General features: G+C 63.2%; 14 protein-coding genes. 7 read left to right on the forward strand and 7 right to left on the reverse strand.

Annotation, left to right across the window (positions count from 1 at the left end):
• Positions 1 to 178: 178 nt before the first annotated feature.
• Together GVL04_RS10270 and GVL04_RS10275 are read left to right on the forward strand one after the other, a co-directional pair.
• The gene (locus GVL04_RS10270) at positions 179 to 652 is read left to right on the forward strand and encodes a hypothetical protein (protein ID WP_159703477.1); all 474 of its coding nucleotides are present in this window, start codon (positions 179 to 181) and stop codon (positions 650 to 652) included.
• Positions 653 to 664: 12 nt separating this feature from the next.
• The gene (locus tag GVL04_RS10275; RefSeq protein ID WP_159703480.1) at positions 665 to 2,746 is read left to right on the forward strand and encodes a multicopper oxidase family protein; all 2,082 of its coding nucleotides are present in this window, start codon (positions 665 to 667) and stop codon (positions 2,744 to 2,746) included.
• Positions 2,747 to 2,768: 22 nt separating this feature from the next.
• Here the strand turns inward: GVL04_RS10275 and GVL04_RS10280 are convergent, their stop codons facing one another.
• Complete coding sequence (locus GVL04_RS10280; protein WP_159703483.1) at positions 2,769 to 2,993, reverse strand: hypothetical protein; 225 nt, start codon at positions 2,991 to 2,993, stop codon at positions 2,769 to 2,771.
• A gap of 69 nt (positions 2,994 to 3,062) precedes the next feature.
• On the reverse strand, positions 3,063 to 3,986 hold the full coding sequence (locus tag GVL04_RS10285; protein ID WP_159703486.1) for a LysR family transcriptional regulator ArgP: 924 nt from the start codon (positions 3,984 to 3,986) through the stop codon (positions 3,063 to 3,065).
• Positions 3,987 to 4,054: 68 nt separating this feature from the next.
• Between GVL04_RS10285 and GVL04_RS10290 the strand changes: the two genes are divergently transcribed.
• The 4 genes from GVL04_RS10290 to GVL04_RS10305 all read left to right on the forward strand — a co-directional run bounded on the left by GVL04_RS10290 (position 4,055) and on the right by GVL04_RS10305 (position 7,433).
• Entirely contained in the window at positions 4,055 to 4,690 is a 636-nt protein-coding gene (locus GVL04_RS10290) for a LysE/ArgO family amino acid transporter (RefSeq protein ID WP_159703489.1), read from the forward strand.
• A 100-nt stretch (positions 4,691 to 4,790) separates the two neighbouring features.
• Positions 4,791 to 5,501 (forward strand): response regulator transcription factor, encoded by a 711-nt coding sequence (locus GVL04_RS10295; RefSeq protein WP_026543233.1) that lies wholly within the window; start codon positions 4,791 to 4,793, stop codon positions 5,499 to 5,501.
• Positions 5,502 to 5,503: 2 nt separating this feature from the next.
• Positions 5,504 to 6,970 (forward strand): cell wall metabolism sensor histidine kinase WalK, encoded by a 1,467-nt coding sequence (locus tag GVL04_RS10300; RefSeq protein ID WP_200846809.1) that lies wholly within the window; start codon positions 5,504 to 5,506, stop codon positions 6,968 to 6,970.
• A gap of 172 nt (positions 6,971 to 7,142) precedes the next feature.
• Complete coding sequence (locus GVL04_RS10305) at positions 7,143 to 7,433, forward strand: WXG100 family type VII secretion target (RefSeq protein ID WP_159703492.1); 291 nt, start codon at positions 7,143 to 7,145, stop codon at positions 7,431 to 7,433.
• Between the two features lie 82 nt (positions 7,434 to 7,515).
• Here GVL04_RS10305 and GVL04_RS10310 read toward each other — a convergent pair whose 3' ends face one another.
• From GVL04_RS10310 to GVL04_RS10330, 5 genes are all read right to left on the reverse strand, one after another.
• Entirely contained in the window at positions 7,516 to 8,583 is a 1,068-nt protein-coding gene (locus GVL04_RS10310; RefSeq protein WP_159703495.1) for a ribonuclease HI family protein, read from the reverse strand.
• A gap of 209 nt (positions 8,584 to 8,792) precedes the next feature.
• The gene (gene groL / locus GVL04_RS10315; RefSeq protein WP_089593895.1) at positions 8,793 to 10,418 is read right to left on the reverse strand and encodes a chaperonin GroEL; all 1,626 of its coding nucleotides are present in this window, start codon (positions 10,416 to 10,418) and stop codon (positions 8,793 to 8,795) included.
• Between the two features lie 314 nt (positions 10,419 to 10,732).
• Positions 10,733 to 10,936 carry a cold-shock protein gene (locus GVL04_RS10320; RefSeq protein ID WP_011773737.1) on the reverse strand — a complete coding sequence of 68 codons (204 nt, stop codon included), beginning with the start codon at positions 10,934 to 10,936 and terminating at the stop codon, positions 10,733 to 10,735.
• A 170-nt stretch (positions 10,937 to 11,106) separates the two neighbouring features.
• Positions 11,107 to 11,715 (reverse strand): LytR C-terminal domain-containing protein, encoded by a 609-nt coding sequence (locus GVL04_RS10325; RefSeq protein ID WP_159703498.1) that lies wholly within the window; start codon positions 11,713 to 11,715, stop codon positions 11,107 to 11,109.
• 49 nt (positions 11,716 to 11,764) lie between these two features.
• Entirely contained in the window at positions 11,765 to 12,076 is a 312-nt protein-coding gene (locus GVL04_RS10330; protein WP_011773735.1) for a DUF3263 domain-containing protein, read from the reverse strand.
• Between the two features lie 129 nt (positions 12,077 to 12,205).
• On the opposite strand from GVL04_RS10330, the gene GVL04_RS10335 reads away from it, so the two are divergent.
• Entirely contained in the window at positions 12,206 to 12,976 is a 771-nt protein-coding gene (locus GVL04_RS10335) for a uracil-DNA glycosylase (protein ID WP_159703504.1), read from the forward strand.
• Positions 12,977 to 13,132: the final 156 nt, after the last annotated feature.

The raw sequence follows: 13,132 nt of genomic DNA on the forward strand, positions 1-13,132 counted from the left end.
CCTTGCTATTCATCTCCAGCGAATTTACGATTCCAAGTGAAGCTCTCCGCCCTTAATGGTTGCCCCTGGTCCAGGCATCCTGGCGGCCAGCCGTCGGCGGTGGGGGAAGCCCGCAGCCAGGGAGCCGGCGGTTTGAAGGCCTAGAAGAATCTGCGAATTTCCACCAGAGGATTCCCCAATGCGCAAAGCCCTCCTGGTCCTCTCCGCGATCGTCCTGCTGTCAGCACTCGCACAGCTGTTCTTCGCGGGATATTTCCACTTCCAAAACACCATCGAAGCCCAGCGTGAAGCGGGCGTCTTCCACGCGGCGAACGGACAGTACGTACTCCGCTATTCAGCACTTCTAGCCGCCATCGTCGCTGCGATTGCCCGGGTTGGATCCCGAACAATCTGGCTGGCGGCAGGCATTTTCCTGCTGACGTGGCTCCAACTGTTCATCTTCATCATCGGCGGAATGCTGACTGGCTCCTCACCCGAATTCATCACACCGGCGGGCTCATGGGTTGTCTCGATCCACCCCATCGTCGGCGTACTGATGATTTTCATGTCCTACTGGCTCTTCAACCGTGCCAGGGCGGCAGCCCTCAACCCGCAGCCGCTGCCTCCCAAGGCCGCGTCCACGGATGCTTCCACCTCGCCCACAACGGCCTGACTGCCGGCAGCTGTGAGCACCTCGCAGCTGCTCGCGGTGGACCTTGTTCTTGCCGTCCTCGCGGCCGGCGCATGGATCACCGCGATCTGGTTGGCCGTCGCCTCAACGACGTCCAGTGCCGACCGCAATCCAGCCACGACCCGGGTGACAGGCCTGGCACTGCTGTTGGTATGTGCCGCCGTCGCACTGACGTCGGCGCGTTACGCCCTGCTTCCAGCTTTGGTGGCGGGCAGTTGGTGGTTTGCCAGCGAACGCATAACCATCAACCTGCCTCTGACCGCCATCCCCGCGGCTTGGGCCGCGATGGCCGGTGTTCCGTTCTTGCTGAGGAGACGGAACACCGGCTTCAAACCTGGCGGACCGGGACGTTCGGCGCGGTCCAGGGAGTGGGCAATACTGGCCATGGTCGCGGCCGCGGCGTCGGCCGTTGCCTCGCTGGCACTGACGTTCATCCTGGGTCCGTTCCCGGCTCCATGGAGCATCGCGGTGCTCCTGTCCATGGTGGCGTTGGCGGTGCTGTTGGCCAAACTCGCGCTGTTCACGCCCGGACGCGTTGCCCGGGCAGGACGCGGTGCCTTCCCGTCAGGAAGGCGTCCGACGGCGGTTGCCGCAGTCGCCGGACTCATGGCGTGTACCGCTTTGGGCTCCGGAGTCTTTGCCTGGCTTGGGAGCCGGTCCGCCGACGGCGCGGTGATCGCGGCCGCCGTCGGACATCACGACGGCGGCAAGGCCGCTGCTGTTGCGGACGCGACACCGGTGACCAGCCTGTTGGGTGAATCCCCTGCCGATGCCGCGGTCCGGCACTATGAACTGACGGCCCGGGTGGAACAGGTGACATTGCCGTCCGGCCAGAGCACCGAGGCTTGGACGTTTGGCAGCCTTCCCGGCCCTGCCTTGGAAGCCCAGCTGGGTGAGGTGATGGAGGTGGTACTCACGAACCGTGATGTGGCGGCCGGTGTCACCCTGCACTGGCACGGGTACGACGTCCCCAATGCCATGGACGGAGTGGCCGGAGCAACCCAGGACGCCGTGATGCCGGGGCAATCCATGACTTACCGCTTTACTGCAGCACAGTCGGGTACCTACTGGTACCACACCCACCAGGATTCGGCCGAGGGGGTCCGCAAGGGCCTCTACGGCACATTCGTCGTGCACGACCCCACTTTGCCCCGTGCTGAAACGGACATCGTAGTGGCCGGTCACGACCTCAGCGGTCTGGGGTTGCTGGGCTCCTCAGACCGCAGCAGTATGCACCCGGCCCCGCCAGGTACGTGCGTGAGGATGCGCCTCATCAATACCGATTCACTGCCGCAGCGCTACCTTGTGGAAGGCACGTCCTTCAAGGCCGTCGCGGTGGACGGAACCGAGGTGAATCAGCCCGAAGACGTGTCCGGCAAGGTGGTACGCCTCGGGGCCGGTGGACGGGTGGACATCTCCTTCACCATGCCGGACAAGACCGTGACCCTTCGCTCCGATGCTGCTTCCAGCGCCGTTGTGGTGGTTGCTCCATCGGGTGCCTCAGGGGCCGGCGCGGCTGCGGCTCCGATGGACGTCCCTGAGAAAGCTCCGCCGGGGGTCTTCAACACCACCCCTGTGCTCGACCTGCTGGAATATGGCAAACCGTTGGTCGGGAACGAGGCTGGTTCAGGCAGCGCTGCCATCACCCGCGAAGAGGTAGTTGTCCTGGACCGGCAATTCCGCTTTGTTAACGGCATTCCGCGCTACGCCTTTACAGTCAACGGTGCCGCTTATCCGTTGGTGCCGTCCATGGACGTAGCGATTGGGGACACCGTGAAAGTGACGGTGGTGAACCGCACCGCCGACCCGCATCCGATGCATCCCCATGGCCACCATGTCCAAGTGCTCAGCAGGAACGGTGTGGCGCCCAGTGGGTCGCCGCTCGTCCTGGACACCGTGGACGTCCTGCCGGGCGAAGTGTGGGAGTTGCTGCTCCACGCTGACAACCCCGGAATCTGGATGGATCACTGCCACAACCTGGATCATGCTGCCGAAGGAATGATGATGCTCCTGAAGTACCAGGGCGTGTCATCGCCGTTCGTCCACGGGGGCCATTCGCACAACCGGCCTGAGTAGCGTGGCCGGAGGAACTTGGTGCCTAGGCAACCATCCGGCTGGTGTGCTGGACCTTGACGTGGTCCACCACAGCCCAGCAATCCTCGTCGCGGAGCTGGGCACTGGCGAAGCGTTCGGCCGCCGCGAGGTCGTGGAAGTCCTCACGCCGGACCCGGCCCGTTTCGCTGTCCAGGTAGGTCACGTGGAACTCGATGTCTTCGGCGACCTGACGGTGGTGGATGCTGACTGGAGCTGCTGTGTTTGCCATGTTTTAAGTGTGGAACGGGGCACTGACATTATTGGAAGCATCCTTGGGCGTGTTCGGATTTAGCCGCTTTCAGGGCGTGGTGAGGTATCGGCCGGACACCTCACGCACCGTATCGCTCAGTACGTCCAGCACCCTGGAGGCTGTCTTCCATCGCTGCCAGTAAAGGGGCACATCGAAGGGCCTCTCCGGTGCCAGCTCAACCAGCCTGCCATCGGCTATGTCCGGTCCGCATTGGACTTCAGGGATCAAGCCCCAGCCCAGGCCCAGCCGGATCGCGTCGCCGAAATCCTGCGAAGCCGGCACGTAGTGCCGAGGCCCCCGCCGCTCAGGCAGAGGATCACCCGAAGCGTCGGGCCACGAGCGCACAAAGGCCCACTGGTAGGTATCCTTGCGGTCGAAGTCCACGGTGGGCGCAGCGTTGAGTGCGGCCCGGTCCAAACCGTCCGGAAAATCCGGGAACCACCTATCCAGGTAGCCCGGTGCGGCCACTGCGCGGTACCGCATGACGCCCAGGCTTTCCACGCGGCACCCTTGCACGGGCTCCGGGGTTGCCGTCACGGCAGCCATCACCGTGCCGGAGCGCAGCAAGGACGTTGAGTGCTGCTCGTCATCCCGGTGGAGGTCGAAAGTGACGTTGAGATCACCGGGCACGTGGGCCAGCGCCTGCAGGAACCACACAGCCAGCGAGTCCGCATTGACCACGATCGGCACCGCAAGTTGCGCACCGTCCGTGCCCAGCCCTAGCTCCCGGCCTGCGTCGGCCTCCAGTTGCGCGACTTGGCGGGCCAGACGGAGAACTACCTCACCTGCTTCGGTGGCCTGAGCAGGGTTGCTGCGTTGCAGCAGCACCCGGCCCGCTGATTGTTCCAGCGCCTTCAACCGCTGGGAGACCGCAGAGGGCGTGATGTGAAGGAGTCGCGCCGCGGAATCCAGCGTCCCCTCGGAGAGGACCGTGGCGAAGGTCAGCAACTGTTCGGAAGGAAACTGGGGCATAAGGAAATCTTATGTGGCATCAGAATCATTAGCTGGCCTGAAGCGTGCATCGACCGTAGTTTCAAAGGGTGACTTACACTGATTTCTTCCATTCCGCGGGCCTCGGCCTTGCTACAGGCCTGGCTCTCATCGTCGCCATTGGCGCACAAAACGCTTTCGTGCTGCGACAAGGTATCCGCGGCGAGCACATCCTTCCCATCGTGGCCGTCTGCGCATTATCCGACGCAGTACTGATCGCTGCCGGTGTCCTTGGCACCGGCGCCGTGATTACGGCAGCCCCTGCCGCCGTCGTCGTTCTCCGCTATATTGGCGCCGCATTCCTGGTGACGTACGGCTTGCTGGCTGCCCGGCGGGCACTGCGTCGGCAGTCGCTGACTGCCAGCGAGGGAGCAGGCCACGACGGCGGCGCGAAACGCGGCCTTGCAGCGGCCGTCACCACCGTCCTTGCACTGACCTGGCTCAACCCGCACGTCTACCTGGACATCGCCCTTCTCGGTTCTATCGCCAGCGCGCAGGGCACTCCCCTGCAGTGGTGGTTTGGTGCCGGCGCGATGCTGGGCAGCATCCTGTGGTTTTGCTCGCTGGGCTTTGGTGCCCGCTTTCTCCGCGGCTTCTTTGCGCGGCCGTTGTCGTGGCGGTTCCTGGACGGCGGCATCGCCGTGACCATGGTGGCGCTGGGGGCGGGCCTGGCTTTGGGTGCTTGAGGGCGGTTCCCGGCAAGGTCAGACGACGCAACCCTGCCACGCAGTGCGCTCACATGCAGCATCCAGAGAACTCCCAGTTTCTGGGAGCATCATGGATGTCATGAAAAAGAACGGCCCCGAAGCCAAGCTCCTTGTCGTCGATGACGAACCCAACATCCGCGAGCTGCTCTCCACGTCCCTGCGTTTTGCAGGTTTCGAGGTCGTTGCCGCGTCCAATGGTCGCGAAGCCCTCGCCGCAGCCGACCTCCATGCTCCCGACCTCGCCGTCCTGGACGTCATGCTCCCTGACATGGACGGCTTCACGGTAACCCGCCGCCTCCGCGCCGCGGGCAAGCACTTCCCCGTCCTGTTCCTTACTGCCAAGGATGACACCGAGGACAAAGTCACCGGCCTGACCGTCGGTGGCGATGACTACGTCACCAAACCCTTCAGCCTCGACGAAGTAGTGGCACGAATCCGGGCAGTCCTCCGCCGCACCCAGCCGCTGGAAGATGACGACGCCGTGATCCGCGTCGACGATCTTGAACTCGACGACGACGCCCACGAGGTCCGCCGCGGCGGCACCGTGATCGAGCTGTCCCCCACCGAGTTCAAGCTCCTGCGCTACCTCATGCTGAACCCCAACCGGGTACTTTCCAAGGCCCAGATCCTGGACCACGTCTGGGAATACGACTTCAACGGCGACGCCTCGATCGTTGAGTCCTATATTTCCTACCTTCGCCGCAAAGTGGACATCGATCCCGATGCCGCTGCCCTGATCCAGACCAAGCGCGGCGTGGGCTATGTGCTGCGAACGGCAGAGAAGCGCTGACCTTGCTGCAACGCTGGAAATCGGCGTCCCTGAGGTCGCAGCTCGTCGCCATCATCATGGGCCTGCTCCTGCTGGCCCTGGCGGCGACGGGCTCGGGCACGTTGACGCTCGTCAAGAGTTACCTGCAGGGCCAGGTGGACGACAAACTCAAGGCCGCGGTCGCATTGGCCCAACAGCAGGGTGGTTTCAACAATCTGTCCCGTCCGAACCCCACGGCGCCCAACGACTCTGCCGTGCCCACGGACTACTCGCTCACGCTGTATGTCCCCGGATTTGATGCTTACCAATTGGGCGGCAGCCAGACTGACCGTCCCGCCATTGCCAATATCACCCTTGCTGAGGCGAAACAGCGCGGCAATACCCCGTTCCAGGTCAGGGGCACAGGCGGGACAGACTGGCGCGTAGTTGCCGTAGGTGTGGTGACCAATGATGGACTAAACGGCGTGGTCATCATCGGACTTCCACTGACCCCCGTGGACAAAGTCATGGAACATGCCGTCCTGGTGGTGGTGGGCGTTGGCCTCTTGACCCTGGTGCTTGCCTTCTTCATTGCCACCTGGACCGTGGCCCGATCCTTCAGGCCACTGGCCAAGGTGGAAAAGACGGCTGCTGCCATCGCGGCCGGCGACCTTTCCCGCCGTGTGGAAATCGACAACCCGCACACCGAAGTCGGCAGGCTCGGCGGCTCCCTGAACGCCATGCTCGCGCACATTGAGGCCTCATTTGCGGCCCGCGCTGCTTCCGAGGGGCGGATGCGCCGCTTCGCAGCCGACGCTTCCCATGAACTGCGCACGCCCTTGGTGACCATCCGAGGCTTCTCTGAGCTCTACAGGCACGGCGCCCTGACCTCCCAGGAAGATGTGGCGATGGCGATGGGCAGGATCGAAAGCGAAGCCAAGCGCATGGGCTCCATGGTGGAGGACCTGTTGATGCTGGCCCGTTTGGACGAGCAGCGCCCGCTTCAGCTCAAACCGGTGGACCTGCAACTCCTGGCCCACGATGCCATGGTGGACACCAGGGCCTCCTCCGGCGACCGGAGCATCACCCTCGCAGGGCTCGACGGCGACTCCCCCGCCGCGGCTCCCGTCCAAGGCGACGAAGCCAAACTTCGGCAGGTCATCGGCAACCTGGTGGGCAATGCCCTGAGGTACACGCCGGAAGGTAGCCCGATAGAACTCGCTGTGGGTGTCCGAACCACCCCCGCCGGCTCAGTGTCGGTCGTGGAGATCCGCGATCATGGACCCGGCATCCCGGAGACGGAAACCAACAAGATCTTCGAACGGTTCTACCGGGCGGATACTTCGCGCACCCGGGAAACCGGTGGCAGCGGACTCGGCCTTGCAATTGTTGCGGCGATTGTGGGCTCGCACGGCGGTACGGTCCGGGTCTCGGAGACCGACGGCGGCGGCGCCACGTTGGTGGTCAGCCTTCCGTTCCGTGAGGAGCCGGCAGAGCTGGTGTCCCAATAGCCCTGCCGCCCGGCCGATGCTGCTGCCCTACTGGCAGTATTTCCACATAGCGGTGTTGTCCACATAGCGGCGAAGCCGCGTTTCGCGGTTGCTGTGCCCTGCCTAGGCTCGATGTTGTGGCCCACGCATCCCGCCGCAGCCTGCGGAACATCTTCGTCGAAAGGCATTACCCATGAGCGTCATCTCCGTCGATACCGAGTTGCTTCAGCTCAAGTCGGCCACTGTCAAAGGAACCGTTGATCGCATCAGTTCCGATGTATTGGCCATGACACGCGGTTTGGAGGAACTCCAGGCGACGTGGCGGGGGTCCGCAGCCACCAACTTTCAGTCCCTCGTCGTGGAATGGTCCCTCACGCAGAGCAAAGTCGAAGCCTCGCTCGCATCCATCAACATGGCACTGTCTTCAGCCGCCACAAGCTACTCGGAGGTGGAGCAGGGCAACACCCAGCGCTTCACGTATTAGGCTTTCCGCCCATTGAGCTCCTGCGGGGCCGGGTGTCTTCCCCCTGTGCATCCCGGCCCTGCAGGTCATTTATCGAGAGTGCTTAGCTCTCCACAGTCCCCTGGTGGAAGCGGAGCCGCCATTGACCGCGGTCCAGCATCCAGACAGAACTTCGAAGGGCTGACCCCGTATGGGCGAGGCTGCGGTAGTTCAGCAGGATGGTATTTTCGCTGAGACGGTCGGCGCTGAGAAGTTCAAGTTCGGTGGGTTCGCCCGGGTCCTCTTCAAGCGCCATCATCATGGCGTCCCGGGTCCAAAAACGGCCCGAGCTGCCGATCTCCGCGAAATCCGGGTGGAGCAGCACGCCAATCCGGCCGATGTCAGCCCGCACGTCGGGCCTGAGCAACTCCCGTTCCAAGGCGAGGACGGTGTCCTCAGCGGAGAGCTCCTGGGCCGAAGCTCCTTCGAGTTCACTGAAAAGATCGGGCTGGCCAAAGATTCCGGACTCCCCAAAGAGCGTCGGCTCGAAATGGGGCCGCGGGCTGCGTTCGAACTTGGGGGAGGCTTTTGCCGCGACCCCCGCAGAGGCGGCAGCGGCACCCGCAGGAACGGGCTCTGACGCGCGGGGCTGAGTACCTGCCTGTTCTGCGGTCCGCGTCTTGGCCTGTGCCGGGGTCTCCACCTCCGCTTGGTCCTGCCCCCGTGCACCGGGGAACCCCGGTCCGGCCCGGTGCGCCACACCCTGCTGGTAGGCCGTGGCTACGGCACGTGCACGCTCATCAGCGGCCTCGTTGAGGTCATGCCCGGCGTGTCCCTTGACCCACTCGAACCTGTACTTGCGGCCAACGATCGCCTGATCGATGTCTTTGAGCAGGTCCACGTTCAGCACAGGCTTGCCGTCGGCCTTGCGCCAACCCTTGCGCTTCCAGCCCGGCATCCACTTGGTGACGCAGTTGATGACGTACTGGCTGTCGCAAAGAATCAGCAATTCTTCTTCCGGCACGTGTGCCGTGGACCGGAACAGGTCCAGGACGGCCATGAGTTCACCCTGGTTGTTGGTGCCGTGCGGCCAACCTCCTGCGCGCCAACAGGAGTCATCAACGTACCAGGCCCAACCGGCCGGCCCAGGATTGCCGAGGGCGGACCCATCAGCGGCAGCAATAATCGTCATGCGTTAATCCTGCCAGACCCCACCGACACTGAAACCGTGATAGGTACCCAAGTAGGTAGCAGCACAGGCCGTTTTGAGCACTCCAAAGGTGCTTAACTGCGACCTAGTTGGGTGAGGCAGCAAAAACGGCGGCCCCCACCAAAGGTGAGGACCGCCGTCGTTTGCTCTAAAGCGTGACGCTTGGCGCTGTATCGCTACAGCAAGGAGGCTTAGAAGCCGCCCATGCCGCCCATGTCGTCGCCACCGGCAGCCGGAGCGTTCTTCTCAGGCTTGTCGGCAACTACGGCCTCGGTGGTCAGGAAGAGACCAGCGATGGAAGCAGCGTTCTGGAGAGCCGAGCGGGTGACCTTTACGGGGTCGTTGACGCCGGCAGCCAGAAGGTCTTCGTAGACGCCCGTGGCAGCGTTCAGGCCGTGGCCGGAAGGCAGGCCGCGAACCTTGTCAACCACTACGCCGGGCTCGAGGCCGGCGTTGAAGGCGATCTGCTTCAGCGGAGCGTCGATGGCAACCTTGACGATGTTGGCACCGGTTGCCTCGTCACCCTGGAGGGTGAGGTTGGCGAATGCCTTGGCGCCGGCCTGGATGAGGGCAACGCCACCACCGGCAACGATGCCTTCTTCGACAGCAGCCTTGGCGTTGCGGACTGCGTCCTCAATGCGGTGCTTGCGTTCCTTGAGCTCAACTTCGGTTGCGGCACCGGCCTTGATGACTGCAACGCCGCCGGCCAGCTTGGCCAGGCGCTCCTGCAGCTTCTCGCGGTCGTAGTCGGAGTCGGAGTTTTCGATCTCGGCGCGGATCTGGGCCACACGGCCTGCGATCTGCTCGGCGTCGCCGGCACCTTCAACGATGGTGGTCTCGTCCTTGGTGACAACAACCTTGCGGGCGGTGCCGAGGAGTTCCAGGCCAGCGTTTTCGAGCTTGAGGCCAACTTCTTCGGAGATGACCTGGCCACCGGTGAGGATGGCGATGTCGGCGAGCTGGGCCTTGCGGCGGTCACCGAAGCCCGGAGCCTTGACGGCAACGGACTTGAAGGTGCCACGGATCTTGTTGACGATCAGGGTGGCCAGGGCCTCGCCCTCGATGTCTTCGGCGATGATCAGCAGCGGCTTGTTCGACTGCATGACCTTCTCCAGAACCGTGACGAGTTCCTTCACGTTGGAGATCTTGGAGTTGACGATCAGGATGTACGGGTCTTCGAGGACCGTTTCCTGGCGCTCTGCGTCGGTGACGAAGTAAGCGGAAATGTAGCCCTTGTCGAAGCGCATACCCTCGGTGAGCTCGAGCTCCAGGCCGAAGGTGTTGGACTCCTCGACCGTGATGACGCCTTCCTTGCCCACCTTGTCCAGGGCTTCGGCGATGAGGCTGCCGATTTCCGGGTCACCGGCGGAGATGGAAGCCGTAGCTGCGATCTCTTCCTTGGTTTCGATTTCCTTGGCGGAGGCCAGCAGTTCGCTGATGACTGCCTCAACAGCCTTCTCGATGCCGCGCTTGAGTGACAGCGGGTCGGCGCCGGCGGCAACGTTGCGCAGGCCTTCCTTCACCAGTGCCTGGGCGAGGACGGTTGCAGTGGTAGTACCGTCGCCAGCGACGTCATCCGTCTTCTTGGCAACTTCCTTGACCAGTTCTGCACCGATCTTCTCGTAAGGGTCGTCCAGCTCGATCTCCTTGGCGATGGAAACGCCATCGTTGGTGATCGTGGGGGCGCCCCACTTCTTTTCGAGGACGACGTTGCGTCCACGCGGGCCGAGGGTGACCTTGACGGCGTCTGCGAGGATGTTCAGGCCTCGCTCGAGGCCGCGGCGTGCCTCTTCATCAAATGCAATGATCTTGGCCATAACGGCGGTAGTCCTTTCGGGACAGTCGTTAAGAAGGTACCTGTCAGATGGGGTGCCCGCGACGGACGGTCCATTGCTCGCGGCCTCTGTATGCCCCGCGCTCCGGACCTCACCCCACCAAGGTGTTTCTTGATCCTCCAGTGGTCCGCAAGCTGTCCACCGCCGGGGTTGCCCGGGCCGGACTTAGCAGTCGAACCATAGGAGTGCTAAATCAATAATTAGCACTCGACTGGGGAGAGTGCAAGCAGAGATGCCACTTTGCTCTATAAACAAAGGGGTTTCAGCCGAGGGCTGACGGGGACATGCCTTTCGAACTAGGCGACACGGACACCTTCGGCCTGCGGGCCCTTCTGTCCTTCGCCCAATTCAAACTCAACCCGCTGACCCTCTTCAAGGGCGCGGAAGCCATCCATCTGAATGGCGGACCAGTGTACAAAGACGTCGTCGCCCGATTCATCCACAGTGATGAAGCCGTAGCCTTTTTCGGCGTTGAACCATTTGACGGTTCCCAATGCCATGATGCCCACACTTTCGCAGTAGCCAAGACCGGTTGCCGGGATCTCCGTACCGGAATTAATCCACTGTAACCACTGTCACTATCCCGGCGCTCCCATGAAGGGCCAGGGCATCACTTTTGTTATTGAGGCTTAACCGAGTTGGGCCTTCCGGGCTCTGGGAAGCCCGGGTGTTACTGGTAACCAGGCCCTGCCACAACCACCAGGGGCTGCTGGACCTCGGGAGATTCAACGATCGACTGAATACCCAGCAGAGCACCCAGGGCCTCGGCGTTCACCTTCTGCTCAGGGGCGTTGTAGAAGATCACGGACGTCTGCTGCGGCAGCCCACCCCAGTTACCCACAGTGCTGAGCGTCCATCCATCGGCCTCCACCAGACCGGCCACACGGCCAGCCAGACCGGCCGTGCCGGCGCCGTTGTAGACCGCTACCGGCGTGGACTTGTCCACGGGCGCGGCGGACGACGTCTCAGACGGGCTGTCGGACGGGGTCGGCTCGCCGGATGAGGTGGGCGCGCTGCTGGATTCAGTCGGCGTCGCTGATGGCGAGGCATCGCTCTGCTGCGGTGCCGGCGTCGAAACGCTGGGCGCTGCACCGGGTGCCACCACGCCGAGGTTCGGAAGGACCAGGAAGGCCACCAATCCGAGGACCAAGGCCACCGCCCCAACAGTCAGGACCGGCCACAACGTGGGGCGTGCGGTCTCCTGGGCGTCGCGGTGAACGCCCTGCCGGGAGGTGTTCTGCGGGACCTGGTCGAATTCGTCCTTGGCATATTTGGTCATGGTGAAGCGTTGTCCTTGCTGGTTGCTGCTGACAGATCAGCCTGGCGATTTACGCGTCGGACCCCAAGCGACGTGCCGTCCGCGCACGCTGGCGGGACGTACGTAGTCTACGCAATCTCTTGACGAGCATGGGATCGTGGGCCAACGCGTCTTCGGTATCAATCAACGCGTTCAGGATCTGGTAATAGTGTGTAGCCGAGAGATCGAAGAGCTCACGAATGGCTTGTTCCTTAGCGCCGGCGTACTTCCACCACTGCCGCTCCAGGGCCAGCATCTGCTGGTCCCGCTCGCTCAACGGAGAGTCACTACGGGTCTCTGCGGCGAGGTCTTCAAGGGCAAAACCGGCAGACTGCGACGCCATCGGTTCCGGTGCTGGTTCGGCCACGGCACACTCCTTCGACGCTTGTTAGGGGAAAATGTCCTACCCCCATGTTACGGGCGAATAACAACGCTGTCATTCGCCGGGCCGGGCCGCGCGGGAGACAATAGCGTGGTGAATGGCGAGGATGCACTCTTTGATCTTGAACCAGCAGACGTGGGCGAGGCCGGATTTGCCGGGCTGCCTGACCGCCCGCTCGAAGAACTGATGGCCCCCGACTGGGCCGATGCGCTGCGTCCTGTCGAAGGCCAACTCCGGAGTGCGTTGGCCTTCGTAGCCACCCAAGCCGGTAAGGGGACCCAGGTCCTCCCTTCCGCCGAAAACCTCCTGCGGGCCTTCAAGCAACCACTGGCCGACGTCAAGGTATTGATTCTGGGCCAGGACCCCTACCCAACGCCGGGACACGCCGTCGGGCTTTCCTTTGCGGTGTCACGGCAAACGAGGCCCATCCCGCGAAGCCTGACCAACATCTACCGGGAACTTCACGACGACCTCGGCTTGCCGCCCCGAATCCATGGCGACCTCAGCGCCTGGACGGAGCAAGGCGTCCTCCTGCTGAACCGCGTTCTCAGTGTCGCAGCCGGAGATGCCGGCTCACATCGCGGCAAGGGCTGGGAGGCCATCACGACGGCGGCAGTCACCGCCGTCGCCAACCGTACGGACGGCGCGGGGCGCCAGAGCCCGTTGGTGGCGATCTTGTGGGGCAAGGACGCCGAGGGCGTGGTGCCGTTGCTGGGTGGAGCGCCGTCGATCGTGTCGGTCCATCCGAGTCCGTTGTCGGCGTCGCGGGGTTTCTTCGGTTCCAGGCCCTTCAGCCGCAGCAACGAGCTGCTGGTGGGACAGGGAGCGGACCCCATCGACTGGGAACTGCCCGTCCTGTAACCCGTCCCCCGACCCTCTCTCACCAAACCTGTCTCTTATACACATCTCCGAGCCCACGAGACGGACTCCTATCTCGTATGCCGTCTTCTGCTTGAAAAAAAAAAAAACAATAAAAATCAAAGCAAAAAGAAAAAGAAAGCGCACTGCAAATCGCTC

The sequence above is a fragment of the Arthrobacter sp. 18067 genome (assembly GCF_902706295.1).
Lineage (GTDB): Bacteria > Actinomycetota > Actinomycetes > Actinomycetales > Micrococcaceae > Arthrobacter.

Coding starts and splice junctions, on each gene's coding strand:
- GVL04_RS10270 (WP_159703477.1), top strand. CDS start 179: ATGCGCAAAGCCCTCCTGGTCCTCTCCGCGATCGTCCTGCTGTCAGCA.
- GVL04_RS10280 (WP_159703483.1), bottom strand. CDS start 2,993: ATGGCAAACACAGCAGCTCCAGTCAGCATCCACCACCGTCAGGTCGCC.
- GVL04_RS10285 (WP_159703486.1), bottom strand. CDS start 3,986: ATGCCCCAGTTTCCTTCCGAACAGTTGCTGACCTTCGCCACGGTCCTC.
- GVL04_RS10295 (WP_026543233.1), top strand. CDS start 4,791: ATGAAAAAGAACGGCCCCGAAGCCAAGCTCCTTGTCGTCGATGACGAA.
- GVL04_RS10305 (WP_159703492.1), top strand. CDS start 7,143: ATGAGCGTCATCTCCGTCGATACCGAGTTGCTTCAGCTCAAGTCGGCC.
- GVL04_RS10310 (WP_159703495.1), bottom strand. CDS start 8,583: ATGACGATTATTGCTGCCGCTGATGGGTCCGCCCTCGGCAATCCTGGG.
- groL (WP_089593895.1), bottom strand. CDS start 10,418: ATGGCCAAGATCATTGCATTTGATGAAGAGGCACGCCGCGGCCTCGAG.
- GVL04_RS10320 (WP_011773737.1), bottom strand. CDS start 10,936: ATGGCATTGGGAACCGTCAAATGGTTCAACGCCGAAAAAGGCTACGGC.
- GVL04_RS10325 (WP_159703498.1), bottom strand. CDS start 11,715: ATGACCAAATATGCCAAGGACGAATTCGACCAGGTCCCGCAGAACACC.
- GVL04_RS10330 (WP_011773735.1), bottom strand. CDS start 12,076: ATGGCGTCGCAGTCTGCCGGTTTTGCCCTTGAAGACCTCGCCGCAGAG.